Annotated in this window: 26 protein-coding genes and 1 pseudogene; 14 read left to right on the top strand and 13 right to left on the bottom strand. The window is 69.6% G+C overall.

Annotated features, from left to right (window positions below; genetic code table 11):
* The first annotated feature begins 68 nt into the window (after positions 1-68).
* Positions 69-512, top strand: coding sequence for a hypothetical protein (locus KBZ33_RS06685; RefSeq protein WP_254951428.1), 444 nt, complete (start codon positions 69-71; stop codon positions 510-512).
* Here the strand turns inward: KBZ33_RS06685 and KBZ33_RS06680 are convergent.
* Together KBZ33_RS06680 and KBZ33_RS06675 are read right to left on the bottom strand one after the other, a co-directional pair.
* Positions 494-1,204, bottom strand: coding sequence for a RibD family protein (locus KBZ33_RS06680; RefSeq protein ID WP_254951430.1), 711 nt, complete (start codon positions 1,202-1,204; stop codon positions 494-496). The genes KBZ33_RS06685 and KBZ33_RS06680 overlap by 19 nt on opposite strands.
* The gene (locus KBZ33_RS06675) at positions 1,201-2,163 is read right to left on the bottom strand and encodes a 6-carboxytetrahydropterin synthase (RefSeq protein ID WP_254951432.1); all 963 of its coding nucleotides are present in this window, start codon (positions 2,161-2,163) and stop codon (positions 1,201-1,203) included. Before KBZ33_RS06675 ends, KBZ33_RS06680 begins: the two co-directional genes overlap by 4 nt.
* 63 nt (positions 2,164-2,226) lie before the next feature.
* Here KBZ33_RS06675 and KBZ33_RS06670 point away from each other — a divergent pair, with 63 nt between their 5' ends.
* On the top strand, positions 2,227-2,826 hold the full coding sequence (locus KBZ33_RS06670; RefSeq protein ID WP_254951433.1) for a shikimate kinase: 600 nt from the start codon (positions 2,227-2,229) through the stop codon (positions 2,824-2,826).
* 26 nt (positions 2,827-2,852) lie between these two features.
* Here KBZ33_RS06670 and KBZ33_RS06665 read toward each other — a convergent pair whose 3' ends face one another.
* Positions 2,853-3,113 carry a chlororespiratory reduction protein 7 gene (locus KBZ33_RS06665; RefSeq protein WP_254951626.1) on the bottom strand — a complete coding sequence of 87 codons (261 nt, stop codon included), beginning with the start codon at positions 3,111-3,113 and terminating at the stop codon, positions 2,853-2,855.
* 59 nt (positions 3,114-3,172) lie between these two features.
* Positions 3,173-3,892: a glutathione S-transferase family protein gene (locus KBZ33_RS06660; protein ID WP_254951435.1), complete on the bottom strand. Its 720-nt coding sequence runs from the start codon at positions 3,890-3,892 to the stop codon at positions 3,173-3,175.
* A gap of 75 nt (positions 3,893-3,967) precedes the next feature.
* Here KBZ33_RS06660 and KBZ33_RS06655 point away from each other — a divergent pair, with 75 nt between their 5' ends.
* Genes KBZ33_RS06655 through KBZ33_RS06635 form a run of 5 tightly spaced genes read left to right on the top strand, consistent with a single transcriptional unit; the run spans position 3,968 to position 8,342 of the window.
* Positions 3,968-4,174 carry a DUF751 family protein gene (locus KBZ33_RS06655; RefSeq protein ID WP_254951436.1) on the top strand — a complete coding sequence of 69 codons (207 nt, stop codon included), beginning with the start codon at positions 3,968-3,970 and terminating at the stop codon, positions 4,172-4,174.
* A 2-nt stretch (positions 4,175-4,176) separates the two neighbouring features.
* The gene (rbfA, locus tag KBZ33_RS06650) at positions 4,177-4,629 is read left to right on the top strand and encodes a 30S ribosome-binding factor RbfA (RefSeq protein ID WP_254951437.1); all 453 of its coding nucleotides are present in this window, start codon (positions 4,177-4,179) and stop codon (positions 4,627-4,629) included.
* 8 nt (positions 4,630-4,637) lie between these two features.
* Positions 4,638-6,293 carry a glycoside hydrolase family 3 N-terminal domain-containing protein gene (locus tag KBZ33_RS06645; RefSeq protein WP_254951438.1) on the top strand — a complete coding sequence of 552 codons (1,656 nt, stop codon included), beginning with the start codon at positions 4,638-4,640 and terminating at the stop codon, positions 6,291-6,293.
* A gap of 52 nt (positions 6,294-6,345) precedes the next feature.
* A complete protein-coding gene (locus KBZ33_RS06640; protein WP_254951439.1) occupies positions 6,346-7,539 on the top strand; it encodes a glycosyltransferase in 1,194 nt (397 codons plus the stop codon).
* Positions 7,539-8,342: a uroporphyrinogen-III synthase gene (locus KBZ33_RS06635; RefSeq protein WP_254951440.1), complete on the top strand. Its 804-nt coding sequence runs from the start codon at positions 7,539-7,541 to the stop codon at positions 8,340-8,342. Before KBZ33_RS06640 ends, KBZ33_RS06635 begins: the two co-directional genes overlap by 1 nt.
* On the opposite strand, the gene KBZ33_RS06630 is transcribed toward KBZ33_RS06635, so the two are convergent.
* From KBZ33_RS06630 to zds, 3 genes are all read right to left on the bottom strand, one after another.
* Entirely contained in the window at positions 8,326-8,667 is a 342-nt protein-coding gene (locus tag KBZ33_RS06630; RefSeq protein WP_255011600.1) for a hypothetical protein, read from the bottom strand. The two genes, KBZ33_RS06635 and KBZ33_RS06630, sit on opposite strands and share 17 nt — an antisense overlap.
* Positions 8,668-8,833: 166 nt before the next feature.
* Positions 8,834-9,268, bottom strand: a complete 435-nt coding sequence (locus KBZ33_RS06625) for an SRPBCC family protein (RefSeq protein ID WP_254951442.1) — start codon at positions 9,266-9,268, stop codon at positions 8,834-8,836.
* Between the two features lie 10 nt (positions 9,269-9,278).
* Positions 9,279-10,754 (bottom strand): 9,9'-di-cis-zeta-carotene desaturase, encoded by a 1,476-nt coding sequence (zds, locus tag KBZ33_RS06620; RefSeq protein WP_254951444.1) that lies wholly within the window; start codon positions 10,752-10,754, stop codon positions 9,279-9,281.
* A 129-nt stretch (positions 10,755-10,883) separates the two neighbouring features.
* Between zds and KBZ33_RS06615 the strand changes: the two genes are divergently transcribed.
* The gene (locus tag KBZ33_RS06615) at positions 10,884-11,294 is read left to right on the top strand and encodes an iron-sulfur cluster assembly accessory protein (RefSeq protein WP_254951446.1); all 411 of its coding nucleotides are present in this window, start codon (positions 10,884-10,886) and stop codon (positions 11,292-11,294) included.
* A 78-nt stretch (positions 11,295-11,372) separates the two neighbouring features.
* Positions 11,373-11,789 (top strand): M48 family metallopeptidase, encoded by a 417-nt coding sequence (locus KBZ33_RS06610; RefSeq protein ID WP_254951448.1) that lies wholly within the window; start codon positions 11,373-11,375, stop codon positions 11,787-11,789.
* Here the strand turns inward: KBZ33_RS06610 and KBZ33_RS06605 are convergent.
* Positions 11,782-12,996: a lipid-A-disaccharide synthase-related protein gene (locus KBZ33_RS06605; RefSeq protein WP_254951451.1), complete on the bottom strand. Its 1,215-nt coding sequence runs from the start codon at positions 12,994-12,996 to the stop codon at positions 11,782-11,784. The genes KBZ33_RS06610 and KBZ33_RS06605 overlap by 8 nt on opposite strands.
* Before the next feature lie 77 nt (positions 12,997-13,073).
* Here KBZ33_RS06605 and KBZ33_RS06600 point away from each other — a divergent pair, with 77 nt between their 5' ends.
* Positions 13,074-13,334 carry a hypothetical protein gene (locus KBZ33_RS06600; protein WP_254951453.1) on the top strand — a complete coding sequence of 87 codons (261 nt, stop codon included), beginning with the start codon at positions 13,074-13,076 and terminating at the stop codon, positions 13,332-13,334.
* On the opposite strand, the gene KBZ33_RS06595 is transcribed toward KBZ33_RS06600, so the two are convergent.
* A complete protein-coding gene (locus tag KBZ33_RS06595; protein WP_254951454.1) occupies positions 13,291-14,226 on the bottom strand; it encodes a TIGR01777 family oxidoreductase in 936 nt (311 codons plus the stop codon). The genes KBZ33_RS06600 and KBZ33_RS06595 overlap by 44 nt on opposite strands.
* 77 nt (positions 14,227-14,303) lie before the next feature.
* Between KBZ33_RS06595 and KBZ33_RS06590 the strand changes: the two genes are divergently transcribed.
* Complete coding sequence (locus KBZ33_RS06590) at positions 14,304-14,549, top strand: NAD(P)H-quinone oxidoreductase subunit O (protein WP_254951457.1); 246 nt, start codon at positions 14,304-14,306, stop codon at positions 14,547-14,549.
* Here KBZ33_RS06590 and KBZ33_RS06585 read toward each other — a convergent pair.
* The 4 genes and pseudogenes from KBZ33_RS06585 to KBZ33_RS06570 form a co-directional block, all read right to left on the bottom strand.
* Positions 14,546-15,223, bottom strand: a complete 678-nt coding sequence (locus tag KBZ33_RS06585) for a J domain-containing protein (protein WP_254951459.1) — start codon at positions 15,221-15,223, stop codon at positions 14,546-14,548. The genes KBZ33_RS06590 and KBZ33_RS06585 overlap by 4 nt on opposite strands.
* 115 nt (positions 15,224-15,338) lie before the next feature.
* The gene (locus tag KBZ33_RS06580) at positions 15,339-17,165 is read right to left on the bottom strand and encodes an iron uptake porin (RefSeq protein ID WP_254951460.1); all 1,827 of its coding nucleotides are present in this window, start codon (positions 17,163-17,165) and stop codon (positions 15,339-15,341) included.
* A 518-nt stretch (positions 17,166-17,683) separates the two neighbouring features.
* Positions 17,684-18,394: pseudogene (locus tag KBZ33_RS06575) on the bottom strand (iron uptake porin); the annotation flags it as partial.
* 203 nt (positions 18,395-18,597) lie between these two features.
* Complete coding sequence (locus KBZ33_RS06570) at positions 18,598-20,370, bottom strand: iron uptake porin (RefSeq protein ID WP_254951462.1); 1,773 nt, start codon at positions 20,368-20,370, stop codon at positions 18,598-18,600.
* Between the two features lie 127 nt (positions 20,371-20,497).
* Between KBZ33_RS06570 and KBZ33_RS06565 the strand changes: the two genes are divergently transcribed.
* Genes KBZ33_RS06565 through KBZ33_RS06555 form a run of 3 tightly spaced genes read left to right on the top strand, consistent with a single transcriptional unit; the run spans position 20,498 to position 25,904 of the window.
* Complete coding sequence (locus KBZ33_RS06565; protein WP_254951464.1) at positions 20,498-22,063, top strand: glycosyltransferase family 39 protein; 1,566 nt, start codon at positions 20,498-20,500, stop codon at positions 22,061-22,063.
* Positions 22,060-24,504, top strand: coding sequence for a hypothetical protein (locus tag KBZ33_RS06560; protein ID WP_254951466.1), 2,445 nt, complete (start codon positions 22,060-22,062; stop codon positions 24,502-24,504). The genes KBZ33_RS06565 and KBZ33_RS06560 overlap by 4 nt, the downstream gene beginning before the upstream one ends.
* Positions 24,501-25,904: a glycosyltransferase gene (locus tag KBZ33_RS06555; RefSeq protein ID WP_254951467.1), complete on the top strand. Its 1,404-nt coding sequence runs from the start codon at positions 24,501-24,503 to the stop codon at positions 25,902-25,904. The genes KBZ33_RS06560 and KBZ33_RS06555 overlap by 4 nt, the downstream gene beginning before the upstream one ends.
* The last annotated feature ends 7 nt before the right edge of the window (positions 25,905-25,911 follow it).

Raw genomic sequence — 25,911 nt, 5'->3', positions numbered from 1 at the left:
CGCAGGGGGGACGGGGCAGGCGCAAAACTAACGGTTGACTCCCTGCGACCGAGCGTCCTTGCCCCGCCATGGCCAAGCCCCTGCGGATCCTGATGCTCCTGACGGCGGCCACGGCGCTGGTCCTGCCTCCGTTGCCGGCCAGGGCCGGGCTGCTGCGGCCGGTGCTGCTGCTGCTGCGTCCCCAGCTGGAGAACCAGCTCACACGGGTCTGCGTGGAGACGGCCTCCGCCGGCAGGGCAGACCTGGAGAAAAGCCTGCAGGATCCCTGCCGCAAGCTGGCGGTGCCCACCAGCAAATGCCTGATCGAGGAGACCGACAACAGCGGCCGCAGCCTGGGGGTGCTCACCGAAATGGTGAGCGGCCGCTTCGGCGATGACAGCGAAGAGGTGGTCAAACGCTGCCTGGCCAGGATGTTCGGCCTCCCCACCGACAGCCTGCGGGACATGCCGCTGCGGGAACTGGGCAAGCGTTTCGGCAGCGGCAGCCTCGGCCTTCAGGAGGTCGCGCCCTGATTCTCGGGGCGCCGCCAGCGCAGCAGCAGTTCGTCCCCCGGCAGCGCCCGGTGCTCCACCAGCCGCCAGCCGGCGCGGGCCTGCGGGGCCACCCGGGCCTCGGCCGGCAACCAGCCATGGGCCCCTCCGAGCAGCCGGGGGCAGACCGTGAGCTGGAGTTCATCGAGCAGGTCTTCGGCGGCCAGGGAGGCCGCCAGCTGCGCCCCCCCCAGCACCACGAGCCGTCGCTGCCCCAACCCCACCAGAGCCTCCAGGGCCTGGCGCCAGCCCTGCAGGGGTAAGTGACGCTCGAAGCCCACCGCAGGGGCAGCGGGGGGCAGCGGAGAGGCCTGCAGCAGCCAGCGGACCAGGGGCTGGCGGAAGAAAGGCAGAACGGCGGGCAACCGGCCGCTGCGGCTGACCGCGATGGCGATCGGCTGGGCGGAGCGGCCCTGGCGGCGGCGGGCCTCGAGCAGCGGGGGCCGGTGGATCAGACAAGTGCCACCGTGACGCCGCAGGGTCTCGGCTCCTACCAGGACGGCATCCGCCCAGGCCAGCGCCTCCTCCAGCACCTGCCGATCACCGGCACCACCTAACTGAGCGGCCCCGCCTTCGGCCGGGGCGAGGCGACCGTCGAGGCTCACGGCCAGCACGAGCCGCAGCTCGGGCCGAGGGCTGTTAGGGCGGGGAGCCGCCGCTGCCGCCGGACTCAAACGGCCGCAAGCGCTTCGAGGGCCGCCGGCAGCATCTCCAGCTGGGGAGTCTCGGCGAAGACCTCGGCGGCGTTGTTGGGGCTCTCCTGCAACCGCACTTTGTGCAGCCGGGCGCCGGTGGCCGCGATCGGGGCACTGAGCAGGTCGGCGATATGGAGAGCAATGTTCTCGGCCGTGGGAACGCAGCCGGCGAAGTGCTCCACGTCCTTGTTCAGGAAGGTGTGGTCGAAGGGCTCCACCACCAGGTCGGCCACCAGCTGCTGCAGCGCGGCCAGGTCGCAGACCATGCCGGTGCGTGCATCGATCGGACCCCGCACGGTGACGTCGAGCAGGTAGTTGTGGCCGTGGCCGTGGGGGCGGGCGCACTTGCCGTAGATCGCCTCGTTTTCGCTCTGGCTGAGCTCGGGTCGGGCCAGGCGGTGGGCCGCGGCGAAGTGGGTGCGGATCGAGAGGAAGGCTTCCATGGGATCGATGGTGGGACCGCAGAGCACGTCGGCCCAGAGGTTGGTTTGTTCGTGGAGCCGCAGGGCCACCAGCGGCAGGTGGGGGGCCAGCCGCTCGCGGATGGCCAGCAGCAGGGCTTCGGTGGTGGGCAACCGCCCCTCGGGCCGGGAGAGGTCGAACTCCGGCCAGACATCGTTAAGGAAACGGAAGTCGAGGGGGTCCGTCACCTCCCGTCGGATGGCGTGCTTGACGTCGGAGAGGTTGAGGACCATGCCGTCGCCGTCGAGGGGACCACCCATCGCCACGCTGAGCTCGTAGTTGTGGCCATGGCCAGGGGCCAGGCTGCAGCGGCCGAAGCGACGGGTGTTCTCGGCCTCGTCCAGCTCCGGCAGCCAGTAGAGATGGCTGGCACTGAAGGTGGCCCGGCGTGTGATCACGCAGGGCCGGCCGCGCCCGTGGGCGGCGGGGGTGGGGGAGGGTGCCGCGGGAGGGGCGGTCAACCGGGTTGCGGTCATCGCCGAGGCCCAGGGGACGCCCATCCTAGAAACGGGGTCAGGACCGCCGCCGACCGCGACCCCATGGCCCCTGATGCCACCGCTTCCCCCAGCCACCGGGCCCTGGCCCGCCGCCTCGATGGCCTCAACATCTACCTGGTGGGAATGATGGGGGCCGGCAAGAGCGCCGTGGGGCGGCCGCTGGCCGAAGCCCTCGGCTATCGCTTCATCGATGCCGACGTCACCCTGGCGGAGGCCGCCGGCCGGCCGATCGCCGAGATCTTCACCCGCGATGGCGAGGCGGCTTTCCGCGCCCTGGAAACCACCGTGCTCAATGGCATCGCCAGCTGGCATTCCCTGGTGGTGGCCACCGGCGGTGGGGTGGTCACCCGGCCGGAAAACTGGGGTCACATGCGCCAGGGGGTGGTGGTGTGGCTCGAGGCCCCCGAGGCGGAACTGCTGCGGCGTCTGGCCGCCGATCCCACCCCCCGGCCCCTGCTCGACGCGCCCGATCCCGCCGCCCGCCTGGAGGCCCTGCTGCGCGAGCGCCGGCCGCTCTACGCCCAGGCCGACCTGACCGTGGCGCAGCAGGGGGGCCTCCCCGCCGAGGTGGCGCTGCAGGTGCTCGATGCCCTGCCCTCGGTGCTGCGCGACCCCCGCCAGGCCCCAGAAGACCCCGCCTGAGCCCGGACCAAACCCCACAGTGGCCCTCAGGCGGGGGGCTCCAGCCGCACCGCGAACCACTGGATCGAGCATCCGGGCGCCAGCTCCAGTTCGCAGGCGGTGTCGAGCAGCCGAACGGCCCGGGCTTCCGGATCGGCCAGATCGGCCAGGTCGGCAGGCGGATCGCCCAGGGCCTCCACGTGGGAGGCCAGCCACACAAGGGTTTCGGCCGCCGTGAGAATGCGCTCGCCCTGGCCGGGCTCCAGCACCACGAAGTGGTCAAGCTCCCGCAGCAGCGGATCGGACAAGGCCAGGTCAGCGGCGAAGCCCATCCTGGCGGGTGGGACGCTCGATGGGGCGGAGAACCTCAGTCCCGCCCGACCTCGGCGAGCAGCCGATCCCGCCAGGCGAACAGGGGCTCGAGCACGGGGTTGTCGGCGATGCCTTCGACACCCCGCCCCGCCAGGGGCGCACCGGCACAGACGGGGAACTTCAGCAGGTAAAGCTGGGCGGCCACGGCGAGGTCGGCCAGGGTGAGGTCGTCGCCCTCCAGGTAGGGGCGCTGGGCCACGAGCAGGGCGAGCTGCTCAAGGCTGCGGTGCAGCTGGCGCACCTCACAGGGCCCCAGCAGGTCGCGCATCGCCTCGGTGGCGGAGCCGATCAGGCCCCCTGGCAGGGCTGCCACCAGATCGCGCAGGGGGCCTGGGGTGGCCTCGGGCAGCAGGGCCGTGCGCAGCACCGGGTCGCTGGCCGCCGCCTGGAGCAGGGCCAGGCGGGCGCCCCGGGCCAGGGCGGTGTCGGCCCAGTCCTCCAGCAGCAGCACCCTGGCGCGGGCGATCGGATCGGCCGGCAGCAGGGGCGGCTGCGGGTGGCTGGCCTCCAGGTGCAGGGCGATGGCGGTGGAATCGGGGATCACCTCACCGCCGTCGACCAGCACCGGCACCTGGCGCTGACCGGAGAGACGGAACAGCTCCAGCTGGCCCAGGCCGGGGGTCACCTCCACGATGGTGGCCTCCAGACCTTTGCGGGCCAGCAAAAGCCTCACCTTCTCGCAGAAGGCGGAATGTCTGAACTGATGCAGCTCCATGGACCCTCGCTGACGGCTGTACGTGGCCCCGGGCGGCAGAGTAGCCAGCATCCGACCAGGACCGCCGCCAAGGCCATGAAAGAGTTTTTCGTCAATGTGACCCGCTATCCGCGCTATCTGATCGCCTTCAGCCTGGGGGTGTTCAACTCGGTGTTTGAACCCCTGGCCCGGCGGCGCAGCAACCCTGTGACGGCGGTGGCCCTGGTGGGCGCGCTGATCAGCGGGATGGTCAGCCTCAGCCTGGTGCTGCGTGCCATGGTGCAACCCGGGTCGGTTTCGTAGTCATGGCACAGAGCCGACGGGTGGAACGGGTAGCGGCCCTGATCCGCCGCGAAGTGAGCGAGTTGCTGATGAGCGGCATCAAGGATGAGCGGGTCCAGCACGGCATGGTGAGTGTCACCAGCGTCGAGGTGGCTGGCGATCTGCAGCACTGCAAGATCTTCGTGAGCATCTTCGGCAGCGCCGAGGACCAGGACGTGGCCATGGACGGCCTGAAGGCGGCCTCCGTCTACGTGAAGGGGGAACTGGGCCGCCGCCTCAAGATGCGCCGCACACCGGAAGTGGCCTTCGTCCACGACCGGGGGCTGGAGAAGGGCAACACGGTGCTGGGGCTGCTGCAGCGCCTGGAGGCCGAACGGCGCGAGCGCGGTGGCGAGGAGGGCGAGGAGTCGATGGCCGAAGCGGAACCCGTGGATCCGGCGGGCGACACCGACACCGACTCTGAGACCGAGGCCTGAGCCGCCCCATGGCTGCGTTCTTCGATCCACAACCGAGCCTGGATCGCACCGTCGCCGCCCTGCTGGTGGTGCGCTGCAGCGGCCATCCGGCCGATGGCCAGCGGCGCTATCCCCGCTGGGAACTGGACAACGCCAGCCTGCAGCGCCTGCTGCGGCGCGGGGTGGGCGGGGTGATCCTGCTGGGCGGCAGTGCTGGTGAAGTGCGGCTGCGCACACGCCAGCTGGCGGCCTGGGCCAGGGAGCCCCTGCTGCTCTGCGCCGATGTGGAGGAGGGGGTGGGCCAGCGCTTTGAGGGGGCCAGCTGGCTGGTGCCACCCCTGGCCCTGGCAGGGATCCACGCCACAGACCCCGCCCTGGCCCTGGATCTGGCCCGGCGTTACGGGGCCTGCACGGGCCGGGAGGCCCGCCAGCTCGGGCTCAACTGGGTGCTCGCCCCGGTCTGCGATGTCAACAACAACCCGGCCAACCCGGTGATCAACGTGCGGGCCTGGGGCGAAGACCCGGCGACCGCCGGTGCCCTGGCCGCCGCCTTCTGCCGCGGCGCCCAGGCCGAAGGGGTGCTCGCCTGCGCCAAGCACTTCCCCGGGCACGGCGACACCGCCAGCGACTCCCACCTGGAATTGCCCCTGCTGCCGCACAGTCGCGCCCGCCTGGAGGCCGTGGAGCTGCCGCCATTCCGGGACGCCATCACGGCTGAGGTGGCCGCGGTGATGACCGCCCACCTGCTGCTGCCGGCCCTCGATGCCGAGCACCCGGCCACCCTGTCGCGGGCGGTGCTCACGGGTCTGCTGCGCGAGGAGCTCGGTTTCGAAGGGCTGATCGTCACCGACGCCCTGGTGATGGAAGCGATCGCCGGCCGCTACGGCGCCTCCCAGGCCGCCGTGCTGGCCCTGGAGGCGGGGGCCGACCTGGTGCTGATGCCCGGCGATGCGGGCGGGGCGATCGACGCCATCGTGGCGGCCGTCCACAGCGGCAGGCTGAGCCTGGAGCGGCTGCAGGCCAGCCTGGAGCGGCGGCGCCTGGCCCTGGGGCGCTGCCCCGCCGGCGATGACCCCAGCGCCCCTGCCCCCCTGGGCGGCCTCAGCAATGGCCCCTCCGCCGCCGACCAGGCCCTGGCGCTGGAGCTGGTGCAACGCAGCCTGGACCAGCGGGGACGGGGCCCGGTGCGCAGCGGCCCCGGGGTGAACCTGATCCGGCTCGACAACAGCCTGGGCTGCCCGTTCCTGCCGGCGGGCGCTCCGGCCCTGGCCCTGCCGGCGGCCGCAGGACTGCGGCCCTGCCTGATCGACGGCCAGGGACCCTCCCCCTGGAGCGGCGATGGGGAGGCCCCCCTGGCCCTGGAGCGGCTGGGCGAGGGGCCGGTGCTGCTGCAGCTGTTCGTGCGCGGCAACCCGTTCCGCGGCCGGGCCGACGGCCCGGATCCCTGGCCGGCGGTGATCCGCCAGCTCCAGGCGGCCGGCCGACTGGCGGGCCTGGCCGTGTATGGCAGCCCCTATGCCTGGCAGGCCCTGCAGCCGCTGCTGGAGCCGGATCTGCCGGCCGCCTGGTCTCCGGGCCAGATGGCCCTGGCCCAGGGCGAGCTGCTGGGGCGCCTCGGCTTCGGTCCGAAGCCAAGCGGCGGCACGGCGCCCGGCGCAGCCGTTGGGGTGGACTTCACCGACTGAGCCCTCACCGGCACCTAGCCTCCTGGCACGTCTGTCCTGCCCCGCAGCGCCGATGCTGAGTCTGTCGATGATCGTGCGCAACGAAGCGGAGCGGCTGGAGCGCTGCCTGCAGTCGGTGGCCGGCTTCGTGGACGAGATGGTGGTGGTGGACACCGGGTCCGACGACGACACGGCAGCGATCGCCGCCAGCTGCGGCGCCAGCGTGCACCTCCTGGCCTGGCCGGGGGACTTCGCCCCTGCCCGCAACCACGCCCTGGATCTGGTGCGGGGCGATTGGGTGCTGGTGCTGGATGCCGACGAGTGGCTGCGGCCCGAAGCCCGCTCGCCGCTGCGGGCCCTGATGGAGCAGCCCCAGGTGCTGCTGATCAACCTGCTGCGTCAGGAAGTGGGGGCCGCCCAGTCCCCTTTCTCCAGTGTCAGCCGCCTGTTCCGCCGCCATCCCGCCATCCGCTGGAGCCGCCGCTACCACGCCATGGTCGACGACAGCGTGGCCGCTTTACTGGAGCAGGAGCCCCACTGGCAGGTGCTGGCCTGTGGGGAGCCGGCCCTGGGGCACGGGGGCTACCGCCCAGAGCTGCTGGCGGCCTCCGGCAAGGCCGAGCGCCTGCGCCAGGCCATGGAGGCGGAGCTGGCCACCAGGCCCGGTGACCCCTACGCCTGCGCCAAGCTCGGCGCCCTGGAGGTGAGCCAGGGCCAGCGCGCCAGGGGCATCGCCCTGCTGGAGGAGGGATTGGCCCGGGTCGGTAGCGGGTCGCTTGCTGAGCACTACGAACTGCTGCTCCACCTCGCCATCGCCCGCAGCCCTGGGGAGCCCGCCGCCGCCGCGGCCCTCTACCGCCAGGCCCTGGCGTTGCCCCTGGAGGAGCGACTCACCCTGGGGGCCCGGCTCAACCTCGGGGCCCTGCTGATGCGCCAGGGGGCCCTGGAGGAGGCGGCGGCCCTGACGGCGGACGTGACCCGCCTCTGCCCGGAGCTGCCCCTGGCCTGGTTCAACCTGGGCCTGATCGAGCGCCAGCGGGGCCGGCTGCTGGAGGCGATCAGCGCCTACCGGCAGGCCCTGGCCCTGGCACCGCTGCACGCCGACGCCCAGCGCAACCTGGCGGCCGCCCTGCTGCTGGCGGGCGACATTGCCGGGGCCAGGGATGGCTTCCGCCGGGCGATCGCCCTGCTGGAAAGCCAGGGCCAGCCCCAGCAGGCCCTGGAACTGGCCCAACGGGCCGGCGCCCTCGTCCGGCTGGACGCCTGATGGACAGCCCACTGCCACTGGCGGGCCGGATCGTCGCCGTGACCCGGGCCGAAACCCAGCTGGGCGCCGCCCGCCAGCTGTTCGAGCAGGCCGGGGCCAGCGTCATCGACCTTCCGGCCCTCGTGATCGGTCCCCCCGATCTCTGGGGCCCCCTCGACGATGCCTTGGCGGAACTCGACCAGTTCCACTGGATCGTCTTCTCGAGCGCCAACGGGGTGGACGCGGTGGAGCAGCGGCTGCTGCGGCGGGGGGCCTGCCTGGCCCGCAGGCCCAGGGGGGTCCGGCTGGCCGCGGTGGGCCGCAAGACCGCCCAGACGCTGGAAGACCTGGGAGCCCCCGCCGATTTCGTGCCCCCAGCGTTTGTGGCCGACAGCCTGATCGAGCACTTCCCCGTGTCGGGCTGGGGGCAGCGGCTGCTGCTGCCGCGGGTGCAGAGTGGTGGGCGCACGCTGCTGGCCGAAGCCTTCGCCGCCGCCGGCGCCCGGGTGGTGGAGGTGGCCGCCTACGAAACGCGCTGTCCGGCGGGGCTACCCACCGGGGCGCTGCAGGCCCTGGATCGGCGCGGGCTCGATGCCATCACGTTCAGCAGCGGTAAGACCGTGGAGCACACCGCCCAGCTGCTGGCCGGCAGCTTCGGCGACGCCTGGATCCAGCAGCTGGAGGGGGTGCAGGTGATCTCCATCGGCCCCCAGACCAGCCGCCGCTGCCTGGAGCGGCTCGGACGGGTGGATGGGGAAGCGGATCCCCACGACCTGGAGGGTCTGGTGGCGGCCTGCAGCCTGGCCCTCAGAGGTCGACCTTGACCTTGCGACTGCCGCTCTGCAGGATCAGCTGACCGTTGGCCACATCCACCGCAGCCACGCTCCAGCCGGCGGGCAGCAGATCGGTGTTGCGGCCACCCCGGTCGCCCCGGCGCAGGCTGCCGCTGAGTTGCTTGTAGGTCACCACCGCTTCGCGCTGGCCGCCGCTGTCAATCACGCCGGTGACGCGGAAGTCCTGCAGAAAGGCCGGTGGAGGGAGCGATGCGGCCGCCCCAGCGCCGGCCGCGGCTGCCGCCGACCCCGGAACCAGCTGCGGCACCAGAGCACCGAAAGGATCCTTGCGGCCCAGAGGGAAGGCCGCTACCACCTGCTGGGAGGTGGGCAGAGGGGTCAGCCCAGCGGGTACGGCCCCTGAGGCCACTGCGGCAGGGGCCGGCCTGGGCGGAGCCGACGGCGGTGGGGCTTCCACCGTGGGCGCGGCAGCGCATCCGACCAGCAAGAGGGGAGCCAGCGCCCAGAGGTTAAAGCGGCTTTCACCCTTTCTCCACCAGGTCGCGAAATCGGTCAAGGTTGGCCTGCAATTCTCTGGTGACGATGCCCCCCATGATGGTGGGTTCCATCAGGGGCGCAAGCGCACCAGGCAGTTCATAGCTCACTGTGAGCTTGACGGCCGTGCGGTCGGGCCCGAGGGGATAGAAGCGCACGCCCCCCTTGGTCGGCAGGCCACCCACCGATTCCCAGTGCAGCCTCTGCAAGTGGACCCGCTCGGTGATCCGGGCCTTCCAATGGAAACGGAAGCCCTGGGCCGCCAGCGTCCAGTCGGTGAGGTCGGGGTCGTCGAGGGTGACGACCGATTCGATCCAACGCATCCAGCGGGGCATGGCCTCCAGATCGCTCCACACCTCCCAGACCCGGGCCACCGGGGCCTGGATCTCCGTGGTGACGCTGTGCTCGAGCCATTTGCCCATGGGTTCGCTCCTAGGCCACCGCCGCGCAGGTGGCCAGGGCCACGGGCTGGTTAAGGATCGCAGCGGCCGCCAGTCGACCGCTCATCGTGGCCCCTTCCATCGAGTCGATGTAGTCCTGGCGGGTGTAGCTGCCGGCGAGAAAGAAATTGGCCACGGGGGTGCGCTGGTCGGGGCGGAAGGGCTCCATGCCGGGGGCTTCCCGATAGAGCGACTGGGCCAGTTTCACCACGTTGCTCCAGACGAGCTGCAACCCCGCGGCCGAGGGAAACAATTCACGCACCTGGCGATCGGTGTGGGCGACGATCTCCTCGGTTTTCAACGGGATCCAGGGATCCCCCGGGGTGAGCACGCACTGCAGCAGGGAGCCCAGCCCCTCCCGCCGGTAATCGGCCGGGCTGGCCAGGGCCAGATCGGCGAAGCAGCTGAAGTCGGCATCGGCCGTGTAAAGCAGATTGTCGAGACCGGTCGGGCGGCTCAGATCGGCGCGGCGGGCCTGGGGGCCGGCCCCGTCACCCAATTCGGTCACCCAGCCGTCGTAACGGAGCTGCACGGTGGCCACCGGCACCGTTTCCAGTCGGTCGATGGCGGCGAACTCAGGGAAACGGCGCCAGGCCTGGGGCAGCAGCCGCTGGGCTCCGGGCACGTCGCAGGCGGCCAGGTAGACGTCGGCCTCCACCCGCTTTTCGCCCTCCGGGGTGCCCAGCAACAGAGAGGTGACGACGGTCTGGCCGTCGCGCTCCTCGTGGCGGACCTCGCTGACCCGGTGGCGCAGGTGCAGGCGGCCACCGCGGGCCTGGATGTAGTCGAGGATCGGACCGGTCAGCCAGCGGTGGGGGGACCCCTTGAGCAGGTTGAGCTTGGAGGCCTCCGTTTTGGAGGCGAACATCATGAAGATGGTGAGCATGCAGCGGGCCGAGATAGCCTCGCAGTCGATGAATCCCAGCGCGTAGGCAATCGGGTTCCACAGCCTCTTCAGGCTCCTGGAGCTGCCCCCATGGCTCAGAAACCATTGCTGGAAACTGATCGCATCCAGCGAGCGGATCACCGTCATGGCCCCGTCGTAATCGACCAGCCCCCGGACGATCGGACTGGTGCCGAGCGCCAGGGCATTGCGCAGCTTGTCGATCCAGTCAAGCTGGGACGTGGTGAAAAAGGCTTTGAGGCCGTTGAACGGAGCCCCCACGGGAAAACGGAAATCCAGGGCCCGCAGGTCCCCGCCGCGGTTGACGAACAGGTGCCAGTGCTCCTTGGGCAGAAGGTTGTCGAAGGCACCCACCTTGCGCATCAGGGCGAAAAGGTTGGCGTAGTTGAAAAAGAAGACGTGCAGCCCCATCTCGATGTGGTTGCCGTCCGGGTCCTCCCAGCTGCCGACCTTGCCCCCCATGAACGGGCGGGATTCGTAGAGGTCCACCGCATGACCGGCGTCGACCAGATCGACGGCCGCACTCAGACCGGCCAGACCCGCACCCACGATGGCAACCCGCACCCTTGGAGTCCCGCGAAGATCCTGACTCTATGGACTGGAGCCTACCCACCGAGGATGGATCTCCATAGAGTGGACTCTCACCGCGTCGTCCGGCGGCCCGATCCCTCCCATCCGACCCCCCAACGCCCGATGAGCAGCCCCGTTCAGACCCCCAGCGCCACAGCAGCCGTCACAGCCACCGCCGGCGTGGACGGCAAGGGCATCCTGATCACCGAGCCCGCCATGCGCCAGCTCGGCACCCTGATGGCCTCGCAGGGGGGCGACAAGGTGCTGCGGGTGGGCGTGCGCTCCGGCGGCTGCAGCGGCATGAGCTACACGATGGATTTCATCGAGGGCGCGGAGATCCTTGGCGACGACGAGACCTACACCTACGAACCCGCCGGTGCCCCGAGTTTCCGGGTGGTCTGTGACCCCAAGAGCCTGCTGTACATCTATGGCATGCAGCTGGATTTCTCTTCGGCCCTGATCGGCGGCGGCTTCAACTTCACTAACCCCAACGCGTCCCAGACCTGCGGCTGCGGCAGCTCCTTCGCTGTCTGAGGCCGGCCCCCCCGTCGGTGGCGCCACGGCCCCATGGCGTGGGAGTCTGACGAACCCCTTCAGCCACCCCCCGCCGCCATGACGGCCCCGCAGGACTCCCGCTTCGACCAGGCCATCGCCCGCTACCAGCAGGGGGCGGCGCCCGAAGACCTGATTGATGAGTTCCTGCAGATCACGGCCCAGGAACCGCGCCAGTCGGCGGGCTGGACCTGCCTGGCCTGGTTGCAGTTGCTGCTCGACCAACCCCAGGCGGCGCTGCCCTCGGCCCGCAACGCGGTGAAACTCAATCCCCAGGACCCCCAGGCCCGCATCAACCTGAGCGTGGCGATGCTGGAGACCGGCGCCAAGGGGGTCAGGGAGCACATCGACGTGGTCAAGCGCGTGATGCTGATGGCCCCCGAGCTGGCGGGCGAACTGCAGGGCTCGATCGCCGATGGCCTGCAGCGGCGGCCAGGCTGGCAGGCCCTGGAGAAGGTGAAGGCCTGGCTCAGCTGAGCGCGGGCCGGCCCTGGGCGAGGGTGTCGAGCACGGCTTCAGCGATGCGCCGCGAGCCCCCCGCTGGCCCGACCCGCTCAACGGCGGCCAGCGCACAGCGTTCCGGCAGATCGGTGTCGGCCAGCAGGCGCAGAATCAGCCCGGCGGCCTGCTCAAGCTCGTCGCTCTTGGCCGGACGCCGCCCCACGGTGTGGACGGTGGGACCCAGCAGCCGCATCTGGGATTCGGCGAAGGCATAGCTGAACTGGGGGCCGCGTCCCACCAGCTGCACCACCGGCCGTCCGAAGCCCACCGCCTGCTCCACAGCGGTGCCGGCCATGCCCACCACCAGATCACTGGCAGCCAGAATCGACGCCAGGGCGCCCGGAAGCAGCTGCACCTCGAGATCGGCGGCGGCGGAGCGCAGCACCCCATCGGACAGATGCCAGCCGATCGACGCGGCCATGGGTTCCAGCTGCCGCCAGTTCGGGCTCTCCACCACGGCGACGAGAAAACGCCAGCGGCCATCCCCGACCAGGCCCCCCAGCTGGCTGCAGAGACGCAGCATCAGCACCAGATTGTGCAGCGCCTCCGGGAAGCGGCTGCCGGGCACCAGCGCCAGGGTGCGGCTGCCCGGCAGCCGGGCCACCTGGCCGGGGTCAGGGGCGGGCAGATCCATGATCGGGTAACCAAGGAACAGGGCCTTGGCCAGGCCCTGGGCCTGGAGGTCGGTGGCGGTGAAGGCATCACGGGTCAGCACCAGCCGCACCCGCCGGCGGCGGCAACACCAGCGGGTGAGGGCGGAGAGCCGCAGCCGGCCCTCGTAAAAGCTTGAGGTGGAGACCAGGAACACCACCGTCGGCCGCCCGGTGAGCAGGGCGAAGATCAGGGGGACATGGTCACCGATGCTGACCACCAGGTCGTAGTGACGGCCCTGGCGCCAGGCGATCCAGAGCTGCGCCACGCTCTGCTGCAGCCAGCCGGCCGCCAGATCCTTCCAGATGTTGAGGCCCTGGTACACCATGCCTCCGGACGGCAGGGTCCGGCCCTGGAACAGGAGCGGCAGACCCCGGCCTCCATAGGCCGAGCCGGCGCCGACGATCGGCAGGGCCGCCAGTTCCAGCCCGGGCGAACACTGGCGCAGACCATCGGCGATCAACCCCCCATTGAGATCCTCCCCATGACCGTTGCTGATCAGCAGGATCCTGGGAGCAGGGGAACGGGGCACACGGGACACCAAGTCCGGACGAGTTTAGGTTTGGGCACAGCCGGGATTTCCGCCTCCTCCCGGTTCACCCCAACGGCATGAGCACTCCCGCCACGGGCCCCGGCGCCCAGCTGCGCCGCGTCCTCGACATCGTGCTGGTGGCCGATGTCTTCCTCGTGCTGGCCGGAGCCCTCTTCTTCGCCGTAGCGGTGGTGCTGCATGGCCAGCAGCTGGACGGGCCCCTGGAACTCTTCCAGCAGCTGTGGCAACCGCTGTTCACCCCGGCGATCGGCCTGCTGATGGCCGCAGCGCTGCTCAGCGGTGCTCTGGGCTGGTGGCAGCGGCGAGGGCAGCGCTGAGGTCGGTGAACTGGAAGTGGAAGCCCTGGGCGAGCAGCCGTTCGGGCCTGACCTGCTGCCCCTCCAGCACCACCTTGGCGCCATCACCGAGCAGCAGTTGCAGCAGGGGGCCAGGCACGGGCAGCAGGCTGGGCCGTCCCAGGACGCGGCCGAGGGTGGAGGCGAAAATCGCCATCCGGGTGGGCTCCGGTGCCACGGCGTTATAGGGGCCGGCGTAGGCGACGTCTTCCAGGGCAGTGGCGATCAGCCGGCAGAGATCGTGGCGTTGAATCCAGCTCATCCATTGCTGGCCGCTGCCCACCGGCCCGCCGAACCCGGCCCGAAACACGGGCAGCATCTTGCCGAGGGCCCCGCCATCGGCTCCGATGACGATGCCGACCCGCAACACCACAACGCGGCAGGCCTCAGGGGCGACCTGGGTGGCGGCTTCCCAGCGGGCGCAGAGTCGGGCCAGGAAATCGTCGCCCGGCGGGCTGGCTTCCGTGAAGCACCCGTCCAGGCTCGTGCCGTAGTAGCCCACCGCCGATCCGCTCACCAGCACCGAGGGAGGCTTGGCCAGCCCCGCCATCGCCCGCACCAGCTGCGAGGTGGTGACCAGGCGGCTATCGAGCAGGCGCTGGCGGTAGGCAGGCGTCCAGCGCTGATCGGCAATCGACTCCCCGGCCAGGTTGACCACCCCATCGGCCGCTGCCAGGGCCTCGAGCAACGGGGGCTGGCACCAGCTGGCCGGATCGGCAAGATCGAAGCAGAGGTTGGTGATCCTGGGATCGGCCGCCTCGCTGGCCGGCCGGGGCCGCCGGCTCACCAGGGTGAGCTGGTGACCAAGATTGAGCAGGAACGGCACCAGCTCCCGGCCGACGAAACCCGTGCATCCGAGCAGAAGCAATCGCATGCCTACAGGTCCGTCGCAGTCCAGTGCCGAGGTTAGGTTCCGGCAGCCCTACCCTGGGCCGATCGCACCTTCCCAAGATGGCTGACTCCACGCCTGCCGCTGCCTTGAGCCTCAAGAAGGGTGCCCTGGTAAGGGTGAACAGGACGGCCTACACCAACAGCCTTGAGGCGGGAGCCAGTGATCCGGTGGCCCCTAGCTACCTGTTTGAGGGGCCCGGGGAGATCCTTGCCATCCAGGGGAGTTACGCCCAGCTGCGCTGGAGCCGGCCCGTTCCTGATGTGTGGTTGCGGCTCGACCAGCTCGAGGCGATGCCCGCCGCCTAAAGCTCCACCCGGCGCCGTTCCTCCTTCAGCCGGCTGCGGCGCAGCCGGGCTTCGCGCAGCATCTCCTTGCCGTCATGCAGGTAGCTGTCCACGTAGCCCATGGTGTAACGCTCCAGCTCCACCAGGGCATCCTGCACCTGGCTGAGGCAGTGGTAGAGGCTGAGGCCGAATCCCCTCGCCGCCGCCGGGCAGGCCCGGGAGCGGTAGAGGGCTTCCACTTTCTCCATCCGCGAGCGGCTCTGTTCGAGAAAGGCGCAGAAGACCTCCATCAGCTCGTCGTCGTAGGGGTCGGCCGCCAGGGAGCGCAGCTGGGCCGGGAAGGGGTTGATCACCTGGCCGATCAACCGATCAATCGGCACGTACACCTGCTGGAGCCAGCCCAGAAGTTCCTCGTCGCTGGCCGCCCCGGCGCCACGGCGTGGGCCTGAACCATGTCCACCGGGGCGCGGCGGAACCGCCACCCCCAGGCCGGAGCCGTGGTCGTAATGGCGGCGACGGTCGCCGTCCCTGAGCACCTCCCAGGCGGCATTGAGGGCCAGGATCGTGCGCTGATCACCGCCGGCATCCGGGTGATGCCGTTTGACGAGGGCTCGGTAGGCGGCCTTGATCTCGGCGGTGGTGGCCCCGGGGGGGACCCCAAGGGTGGCGTAGTGGTCGGCTGGGGTCCTGGCCATGCGCTGGCAGCGCCGTCTGGACCCAGCATCGCCGATGGGCCAGCCCGCCGGCGTCCAAAAAAAAGCCCCCCTTGAGGGGGGGCAGGGGGTTGTGAGGAAGGGTGAAACCGGAGGATCAGAACTTGAACTGGGTCTGGATCAGGGCGCCGAGCACGCTGCTCGACTGGCCAGCGGTGGTGAACTGACCGTTGGGGCGGCTCAGATAGAACAGAGCCGGGGTCACGCTGATGTTGTCGGTGACCTGGAACCGATACCACCACTCCCAGGCGTAGTTGCCGTCCTGGGGGGTTTCGCCGTTGCGCAGCGAGGTGGCGAACACCGGCTGACCCACAGCCATGCCGAGGGCATTGCCCTTCATGAACACGTCGGACCATTGCAGGCCCACGCTCCAGGACTGGCTGGCGGCGCGGTTGGTCGACTCACTGAAGGTGGGGACCCGGCTGAAGCCGTTGGGAAGGTTCACCGTGGTGCGTCCGACCCGAACCGCGGAGGTCAGTGGGTTCAGCTCCGGCTGGGTCAAGGCGTTGTAGCCCCAGCCCAGGTTGATGGAGGGGAGCCAGCCGCTCTTTTTGGGCTGCCAGGCCAGGGTCGTGGCGAAGTTGTTGGAGTAGGAGGCACTGCCGCCGTTGTTCTCGATTCCAGCGGGGGTGGTGATGTTGGTGCAGTCCACGCCAGGCTGGGCGAACTGGGTGCCCCTGCGGAAGTTGGTTCCACACTGGACATAGCTCCAGGCAAAGGCGAAACGCCATTGCTTGCCAGCGATGCCGGCCTGGGTGGTCCAGGTGCCGCCACTGCGCTCAGTCAGCAGACCACCCTGGTTGGGGTTGCCGTTGTCGCCCCTGGGGGCGACGTAAGCCGTCGAAAGAGCAAAGAAGGGCTTACCTTTTTTGACGTTCTGTTTCCACATCAGGCCGAAGGTGGAACCGGTGGCCTTGTTGTAGGTGCCGGGGGCACCGTGCAGGGTGAAGACATCAAGGATGCCGCTGTTGTAAAACCAGGGCGTCACGGCCAGGAACTCGGTGTTCCGGGCTTTGGCGCCGAGAAGGGCCGTGAAGTCGCGGCCGATCGGGAAGCGGTAGTACAGACGATCGATAGAAACGATGTCGTTGCCGGTGCTGCCGGCAGCACTGCCCACGTTGGAGGAGAAGGCCCGATCCAGGGCCATCAGGTTGTAGGGGTTGCCTCCGAAGGGGCTGTTCTGGAAGTTGCCGGCCCGCAGACGGGTGTAGAGCAGGTCCTTACCGGTGAAGCTGGTGAGGAGGTTGAGGCGGAGGTCATAGTTGAACACCGTGCCCCCCCAGTCGCGGCGATTGTTGGCGGGGAAGCGGTTCGCATTGGCGTTGGTGGCCGGCAACGCACTGTTGGGGTTAGCACCCAAGGGCAGGAAGGCCGCGGTGTTCGGGTTGCCCTGGCTGCCGCCGAAGCTGTTGGCGCCGATCACGAAGACGGCATCACCCTGGAGCTTGGTGGTGGTGGAGAACTGGGTGGCTTCCAGCTCACCCACCTTGGCCTCCAGGCCATCCACCCGGCCGCGCAGCACGGCGAGTTCCTTCTCGAACTCGTCCATCAGCCGCTTGAGCTCGTCGGTCACTTCCGTGATGCGGTCGAGGCAGGCGTTCAGCAGGGCCGCCGCCTCAAACCGGGTCATGGCCTGGCCGCCCTTGAAGGTGCCATTGGGATAGCCGGCGACGCAGCCGTAACGATCCACCAGGTTGGAAAGGGCCTGGAAAGCCCAGTCGGTGGGCTTGACGTCGGAAAACTGGTTGACGCTCGTGACCTGGTTCTGAGCTTCCCAGGCCTTGAAGCGATCGATGTCCTGCTGCTCCATGTAGGTGGAGATCTCTGCCCTCTGGGTGGGGGCGATCTCACCGGCGGAAGCGGCAAGTGGCGACAGCAGCCCAAGGGCTACCGGCGCCAGCAGAAGTTGCTGGAAGGGTTTCATTGGTCCTCACACCAAAAGAGGAATTCCCGCGAAGGGGAAGGCGCAAAGGTATCGGAATCCATAGGCCCCGCAGCAAGGCCGCATCACACCGGCTTGTATCGCAGCTGACATGACGGGGCAGGGGGCCCGCCGAACGCCCCGCTCGAACCGGTGCTGAAGCGGTGGGAGGAAGAATCAGAAGCGGAAGTGGACCTGGATCGGACCGCCGCGCACGCCGCTCGACTGGCCCGGGGCGCCAGAGGACCTCGCAGGAAGGGTCTTACTGGTCCTGCCATCAACAGGGGCAAGCCCCGCGGCAGGATGCCCAACGGCCACCACCAGAGAGCGGGGACGGAATCGGTTCCGGTCACAGGGACGAAAAAAACCGGCTGCACAGCAGCCGGTAAACGTTGAGGTTGGTGTGAGGAGAAAGGGATCCTGAAGGATCAGAACTTGAAAGTGGTCTTGAGGAAGCCGCCGGAGTTATTGAAGTCGTTGCCATTGATGTTGTCGGTGACCTGAAACTTGGACCACCACTCCCAGGCGTAGTTGCCATCCACGCTAGCGGTGGCGGTGGTCTGGAAGATCGTGGCCAGCGGCGTGCCGTTGCCGCTGTAGGGGCCGGCACCGCCCGAAGAGTCGGTGTAAGCCGCCGCGATTCCCCAGTTGGAAACGGTGCTGGCGATCTGGGCCGTACCCGTCTGGGCGGAACAGGCGTTGCCGATGCCACCGCAGTTGGGGGTGCCGCAGAACACTTCGAAGCCGGCTTCCGAGGCGTTCAGGCCGACGCTGGGGCCGCCGAAGGGAGACTGGGCAGAGTGACCGGCGCGCAGGCGGGTGCGCAGCAGGTCCTTGCCGGTGAAGCTCGTGTCGACGTTGAGCTGGATGTCGTCGTTGAACGCCGTGGCGCCCTGGGTCTGACACGCCTGGTTCGCCCAGGTGTTGGGGACATCGCCCACGCCGTCGCCGATGGGGCCGATGCTGAAGCTGGCCTTACCGGTCAGCTTGGTGGTGGTGGAGAACTGGGCCGCTTCCAGCTCACCCACCCAGGCCTCCAGGCCATCCACCCGGCCGCGCAGCACGGCGAGTTCCTTCTCGAACTCGGCCATCAGCCGCTTCAGCTCGTCGGTCACTTCCGTGATCCGGTCGAGGCAGGCGTTCAGCAGGGCCGCCGCCTCAAACCGGGTCATGGCCTGGCCGCCTTTGTCGGTGCCGTCCGGGTAGCCGGCGACGCAGCCATAGCGCTCGATTCCTCACACACTAAGGAGTGCTGTTCCTTTCTGGAACAAGGCGAAATCTACGGCTTGTTTCTTGGCCTGCAAGCGGCAAGCCAGCTCGAAGCAACCTTCACGTCAACGGCCGGAATCAGATGGTTGGCCGACACAAAAAAGCCCGGCTGAAAGCAGCCGGGCCCGTGGGAGGACAGTTTGTGAGGGGGATTGATCCTGAAGGATCAGAACTTGAAGGTGGTCTTGACGAAGGCGCCGAAGTTGTTGAAATCGCTTCCGCCAGCACCAGTAGGAACGCCGCCAATACCGACGTTCTTGGAGACCTGACCTAGAGGAGCACTCAGGTAGTAGAGGGCCGGAGTCACGCTGATGTTGTCGGTGACCTGGAACTTGTACCACCACTCCCAGGCATAGTTGCCATCAACAATGGCGGTGGCGGTGGCAGGACCACCGAAGACGGCGTTGCCACCGCTGACAGCCGTGAGGAAGGTGGGCTGACCGACGGCCATACCGGCGGCGTTGCCCTTGATGAACACGTCATCCCACTGCAGACCCACGTACCAGGACTGGCTGGTGGCCTTCGTGATCCCGGTGGTGGAGACGATCCCCCCGTCGGCGAAGTTGGTGCCGTTGAAGTTGTTGGTGTTGATGCCCCAGCCGGTGCTGATGGAGGGAACCCAACCGGAGTTGCTGGGCTGCCAGTAGCCGCTGATGCCCACCGAGTTGGTGGCGTTCGCGTTCAAGAAGAGGGTGTTGGCCAGAGGCGTGGCGTTGCCGGCATAGGTACCTGCACCACCCGAGGAGTAGGTGTAGGCCGCCGCGAGACCCCAGTTGGAGCCGGTGTAAGCGACTTGGGCCGTGCCCGTCTGGGCGGAACAGGCGTTGCCGATGCCACCGCAGTTGGCGGTACCAGCGATCGGGTTACCCGAGTCACCGTTGGCGGAAACGTAGTTGGCGCTGACGCTGAAGCCGCCGCTCTTCCACCACAGACCACCACCAGCACCCAGGTTGAGGCTGTAGGCACCGGGAGCACCGGCGTAGGTGAAGATATCGAGGACGGTGTCAGCCGGGTAGGCAGAAGGCCACACGGCGAGCATGTCGTCCTGACGCACGCGGCCACCGACGGTGGCGGTGAAGTTGCTGCCCAGGGGGAACTGGTAGAAGAGGCGGTTGATGGCGACCACGTCACCGCAGTCGGCGCCGGTGCCGCAGTTCTCTTCGAAGGCAATTTCCGTGGCGTTCAGGCCAACGACCGGACCGCCGGCCCATGGGCCATCAGCGAAGTTACCGGCGCGCAGGCGGGTGCGCAGCAGGTCCTTGCCGGTGAAGCTGGTGTCGAAGTTGAGTTGGATGTCGTAGTTGAACGCCGTGGCGCCCTGGGCCTGATTGGCCCGATTCGACCAGGAACTCCCAACGGGGAGGATCGGAACACCAGGAGTGATCACACCGTTAGGAGCGATTGTGGCGGCCGAAGTCCCGAAGAAAGCAGAAGCCGCAGGGCTGATTCGGGCGTTACCGCCGTAGCTGTTGGCACCCATGATGAAGGTGGCCTTACCGGTCAGCTTCGTGGTGGTGGAGAACTGGGTGGCCTCGAGCTCACCCACCTTGGCCTCCAGGCCATCGACTCGGCCGCGCAGCACGGCGAGTTCCTTCTCGAACTCGGCCATCAGGCGCTTGAGCTCGTCGGTCACTTCGGTGATCCGGTCGAGACAGGCGTTCAGCAGGGCCGCCGCTTCGTAGCGGGTCATGGCCTGGCCGCCTTTGTAGGTGCCGTTCGGGTAGCCGGCGACGCAGCCGTAGCGCTCGATCAGGTTCGACAGCGCCTGGAAGGCCCAGTCGGTGGGCTTGACGTCGGAAAACTGGTTGATGCTGGTGACTTGCTCCTCGGCGGCGTACTTGTTGACGCCATCGATGTTGAGCTCAGCGGCCTGGACCGCCACAGGGGCGAGCAGGCCAAGGGCTGCAGGTGCAACCAGCAGTTGCTGGAAGAGTTTCATGGGTTCCTCACACGGAAATGGCGCAATGCGCCTGTCGCACAATCACCCAGGTGGGCCTGACCATCCAGTCACCATGTGCCAGAAAACACAACGTCCGGTACCCGGGGGTGCTGCCAGAGTGCCGCCCATGAAGGCCCTGTGGGCGACGCTGCCCTTCCTGCCCCTGTTGCTGACGGCGGCGCCGCGCAGCTTCCTGGCCCACGACGAGGGCTACTACGCCCTGCAGGCCCGCTGGATCACCGAGAGCGGCCAGTGGCTGGCTCCCCCCTGGTGGGACCAGGTCGTCTTCGATCGCAGCATCGGCCTGCCCTGGCTGATCGCCGCGGCCTACCGGCTGCTGGGCGTGGCCTCCTGGGTGGCCCATCTGCCGTCCCTGGTCGCCGCCGTGGCCTCCCTGCTGCTGACGGCGGCCCTGGCCCGGCAACTGCTGGGTGGCGAGCGCAGCGGCTGGCTCGCTGCGGCCGTGCTGGCGCTCACCCCCCTGTGGCTCGACTATGCCCACCTGGCCGGCCAGGACATGCCGCTGCTGGCCCTGGAGCTGCTGGGAATCCTGGCCCTGCTGAGGGCCGGTGACAGCCCTCAACGGCACTGGACGATTCTGGCCGGACTCTGGATCGGCCCGGCCTTCCTGATCAAGGGCTTCATGGTGGCGCTCCCCGTGCTGGCCCTGCTGCCCTTGGCCCTGCTGGAGCGCCGGCCCGTGCTGCGCCGGCCCGCCTTCTGGCTCAGCCTCACCCTGGGCTGGCTGCCGGTGGCCCTCTGGCTGGGCCTGAGTCTGAAGGTGCTCGGTCTGCCGGTGGTGGCGGGCCTTTGGCAGAAGCTGCTCTACCTCTCGGAGAGCGACGTCTACAGCGCCGGTCCGCTCTATTACCTCTGGAGCCTGCCAGCCAACACGTTCCCCTGGAGCCTGTTCGCCCTGGCGGGCTGGTGCGGCTGGCTGGGCGCGCCCATGGACCGGACCCGGCGCCTGCTGTTACTCCTCTATCCGCTGCTGATGCTGCTTCTTCTCAGCGCCTTCCGTACCAAGACCACCTATTACGGGTTGCAGCTCACCCCTTTTGTCGCCCTGGCGGCAACAGCCGGCCTGCGCTCCTGGAGCCGCGGAGACGGCAAACCTGGCCGCTGGGCCAGCCTGGGCATTGGTGGCCTGGGAGTTGTCCTGGTCCTGGTGGCGGCGTTGGTGCTGTGGCCGGGAACGCCTGCCGGGGTCCTGGTGGCCAATGGGGTGGCCGCCCTCGCGCCGGCGCCGGCTCTGTTTGCCGTGGCGGCGGGATGCCTGGGGCTGGCCTGGGCCCTGGTGCCCTGGTGCGGCCGTGGCCGGCGCCGACTGGGGGCCCTGCTGATCGGTCCCTGGCTGGCCCTGGCCGTGCTCGTTCAGGCTGGCCTGTTCACGGACAGAAGCCCCCTCCAACGGCAGGCCCTGGCACGCCCTGAGGCGGCGGCGGCCCTGGCGGCCGGGCCCATTGCCGCCGCCGCCGGCACGCCCCTGAGCGGCGGGGAACACGCGGGGCTGATCCTGGTGGCCCTGGCCAGCCCCAGGCTGATGTCCCGCCTCGGAGCGCCGGAGCAGGTTCCTCCAGGGGAGCGGGTGTGGATCCGGCGTCAGGAGCTGCCGGCCGGATGGCCCGTGCGGCTGCAGGCCCCCGAGCTGGAGCCCTGGGTGCTAGCCGAAGCGTCAGGAAGGGCCCGATGAGGCTGGCGCGCGGTCGGGACGGTTGGATCCTGCTGGGGTTGTGGCTGGCGGGGCTGCTCGTTGATGTCCTCTGGCTGCAACGCCACGACCAGCCGCCGGCCTGGGATCAGGGGGAACACCTGAGCCGCGCCCTGGGGGTGTGGCAGGTACTCGGCGAGGCCGCTCCCTTGGATCCGCTTTGGTGGCAGCGGCTCTGGGCCGAAACCCCCACCTACCGGGGGCCCTTCACCTATCTGGTGACGGCACCGGTGTTCAGCCTGCTGGGGCCTGGCTATGGCAGCGCGATCCTCTCCAACGGCCTGTTCCAGGCGCTGCTGCTGGGGAGCCTGTACGGCCTGGGTCGTCTGGCCCACAGCCGGGCCGCCGGCCTCTGGGCCGCCTTTCTCTGCGGCATCTCCCCGGCCCTGCTCAACCAGCGCAGCGACTATCTGATCGATTTCAGCCTGACGGCCGTTCTCACCGCCACCTGGTGGCTGCTGACCGTGCGTGTGCTCGCCCGCCCCCGGCACCCCTGGCTCTGGAGCCTGGGCGGCGGCCTGGGCCTCGGGGCCGTCGTTCTGACACGCCCGACCGGCCTGGTGCTGCTCTGGCTGCCCCTGCTGGGCCTGGTGTGGATGGCCCTCGTTCCCCTGCTCCAGCGCGGCCGGAAAACCCGCTTCGGCCGGCTGGCCCAGCTGCTGCTGGCCGCCGCCGCCGCCACGGCCATGGCCTGGCCCTGGTGGAGCCAGAACTGGTTGACGATCCTCTCCACCGTCAACAAGGCCCGCCAGTGGGGGGTGCTGTATCAGGACGGCCTGGAGGCCAACACCCTGGCGGGCTGGCTGTTTTACCCACGCCTGCTGCCCACGATGGCCGGGGCCGCCCTGGTGGCGGTGGTGGTGGCGGGAGGGTTGCTGAGCTGGTGGACCCGCCGCCGCACCCCAGCCTCCCGTTGGCCCTGGCCACAGATCGCCTGGTGGCTGAGCTTTCCGCTCGGGGCCCTGCTGCTGGCCACCCTGATGAGCACCAAGGATTTCCGCTTCGTGCTGCCCCTGGTTCCCCAGCTGTGCCTCGGCCTGGGAATCGTGCTGGCCTCGGCCGCCGGGCGCTGGACAACCGCCTGGCGGCTGGCGGTGCTGGGGATCGGGGTCTGGGGGGCCCTGGCCAGCCAGTTCGCCCTGGCAGCCAACCCCACCGGGTTCCCGCCGCGCCCCCCCATCTCAGGCCCCTCCTGGCCCCTGGAGGCGATCGTTGCCACGATCCGGCAGCGCAGTCCGCACCAGCTCTCCACCCTGGCGGTGCTGCCCGACAGCCAGGGCCTGAACGCCTTCAACCTCGACGCCGAAGGTCGCCGTCAGGACTTCCGCGTCGCCGCCCGCCAGACCGTGGCTCCCCTCGACCAGCTCGACGGCGACCTGGCCGGCTTCGACTGGTTCCTGCTCAAGGGGGGCGATCAAGGGGTGATGAGCGACGCGCGCCAGGCCACCCTCGATGGGATGGTGCGCCGCTCGCCGGCGTTCCAGGCCGCCGGCCGCTGGCCCCTGCCCGACGGCAGCAGCGCCGAACTCTTCGAGCGGCGGCAGCTCAGCCTGGAGGTGACACCGGTGGCCTGCGGGCCGGATCCCAGCCTCCAGCTGGATCTCAGCGTCGAGCCGCCCTCCCCCCTGCGGCCGGGCAGCGAGGCGGTGCTGCTGAGCCGCCTGCGGGGGCCGGCGGCGGCGCTGCAGGACGGCCTGCTGCTGCTCGACTGGCGGCCGGACTGGCGCCACGACCGCGGCATCGGCCAGGGCATGGTGCGCGCCGGCACGGCGGCCTGCCTGGAGGTCCGCGAACGGCTGGCCCTGGTGGTGCCGGCCGGGCTGCCCGACGGGACCTACCGGCTGCGGGCCCGCGCCACCGACGGCCAGGGGCGCCCGCTGGCCCTGCGCAGTGCGCCGCTGACGCTGACGGTGGCGGCGGGTGCTGACGGCGCCGGTGGGCGAGACAGCGGGGCGCCCCCCAACCGCATCGACCAGCTGCTCGCGCTGGGGAGGTTGCTGCGTCGGGGTGATCTGGATCTCCTGTTCCAGCAAGTGGGACAGATCAACCAGCGCGATCCCCAGCAGACCTACCTGGCCCAGGGGGAGCGACTGCTGCAGGTCCGGCTCCAGGAGCGCCCGCCCGACGCCGGTGAGGGCGATCTGGAGGACCTCTATGGTCTGGCCCTGGCCCAGGCGCTGCAGCGGCACGCCGATGGGGCCGTCGACACCCTGCAGCGCATCGTGTCCCTCGAACCCACCAATCCCCATGCCCTGATGGCCCTCGGCTTCGTGCAGCTCTACCGCTTCCACCCCGGCCAGGCCCAGGTGGCGCTCGATGCCGCCGCCCGACTCGACCCCGGCAACCGCACCCTGCGGACGCTGCGGGCCGTGGCCAGCGGCCTGCGGCTGGACGTGGCCGGCACCCTGGCCCTGCTGCGATGAACGGCACGCTCGAGCCCGAGGGACTGCAACGGTTCCACCGCCGCAACCGCGCCTATTACGCGGACCTGGACCGTCTGCACCAGGTGCTGGTCGCTCCGGGCCTGAGGGTGCTCGAGATCGGCTGCGGTCTGGGGGATCTGCTGGCCGCCACCCACCCGAGCCACGGGGTGGGCATCGAGCGCGACCCCGCCATTGCCGCCGCCGCCCGGGCGGCCCATCCCCATCTGCGCATCGTCTGCGCCGAAGCGGCGGCCATCACCCCGGAGGCGATCGGGGAGAGCGAACCCTTCGATGTGATTCTGGTCGCCAACACCCTCAACACCCTCGAGGACGTCCAGGGGGTGATCGAGCGGCTGGCGGCGTTCTGCCATGACCGCACCCGGCTGGTGGTGAGTTTCCACAACTGGCTGTGGCAGCCCCTGCTGAAGACGGCGGAAAGCCTGGGTCTGCGGCAACCCCAGCCCCCCGAGAGCTGGCTCACCCCCAGGGACGTGCAGAACCTGCTCGATCTGGCCGGCTGGGAGGTGCTCAAGCAGGGCCATCGCTGCCTGCTGCCCCGCCGGATCCCCCTGCTGGCCCCCCTGGCCAACCGCTGGCTGAGCCAGCTGCCCGTGCTGGAGCAGTTCGGGCTCACCCACTGGCTGGTGGCCCGTCCTGCCACCCCGGCCCAGCGCAGGCCCAGTGTCAGTGTGGTGATCCCGGCCCGCAACGAGGCGGGCAACATCGCCGCCGCGATCGACCGCATGCCCCTGCTGGGGTCGGCCACCGAGGTGCTGTTCGTCGAAGGGCACTCCTCCGATGACACCTGGGCGGAAATCGAGCGGGTCTGCGCGGCCTATAGCGGCCCGTTGCAGCTGCGCGCCCTGCGCCAGAGCGGCCGCGGCAAGGCGGATGCTGTCTGGCTGGGCTTCGATCAGGCCGAAGGGGAGGTGCTGATGATCCTGGATGCGGATCTCACCGTGCGCCCCGAAGACCTGCCCCGCTTCTACAAGGCCCTGGCCGAGGGACGGGGGGAGTTCGTCAATGGCTGCCGGCTGGTGTACCCCCGAACCAGCGCCGCCATGCCACCGCTGAACACGGCCGCCAACCGTTTCTTCGCCGCGGCCTTCTCCTGGCTGCTGCGCCAGCGGCTGAAGGACACCCTCTGCGGCACCAAGGTGATCTGGAAGGCCGACTACGAGCGCCTCAAGGCCGGGCGGGCCTACTTCGGCGACTTCGACCCCTTCGGCGATTTCGACCTGCTCTTCGGCGCCTCCAAGCTGAATCTCAAGATCGTGGAGGTGCCGGTGCGGTACCAGGAGCGCAGTTATGGCAGCTCCAACATCGCCCATGTGAAGGAGGGGCTGATCCTGGCGAGGATGTGTCTCTATGCCGCCCAGAAGCTGCGCTTCACACCATGAGCGCGCC

The sequence above is a fragment of the Cyanobium sp. Cruz-8D1 genome (genome assembly GCF_024345975.1).
Lineage (GTDB): Bacteria > Cyanobacteriota > Cyanobacteriia > PCC-6307 > Cyanobiaceae > Cyanobium.
The sequence above is the reverse complement of the archived record's forward strand: the minus strand, read 5'-3'. Positions and strand labels throughout refer to the sequence as shown.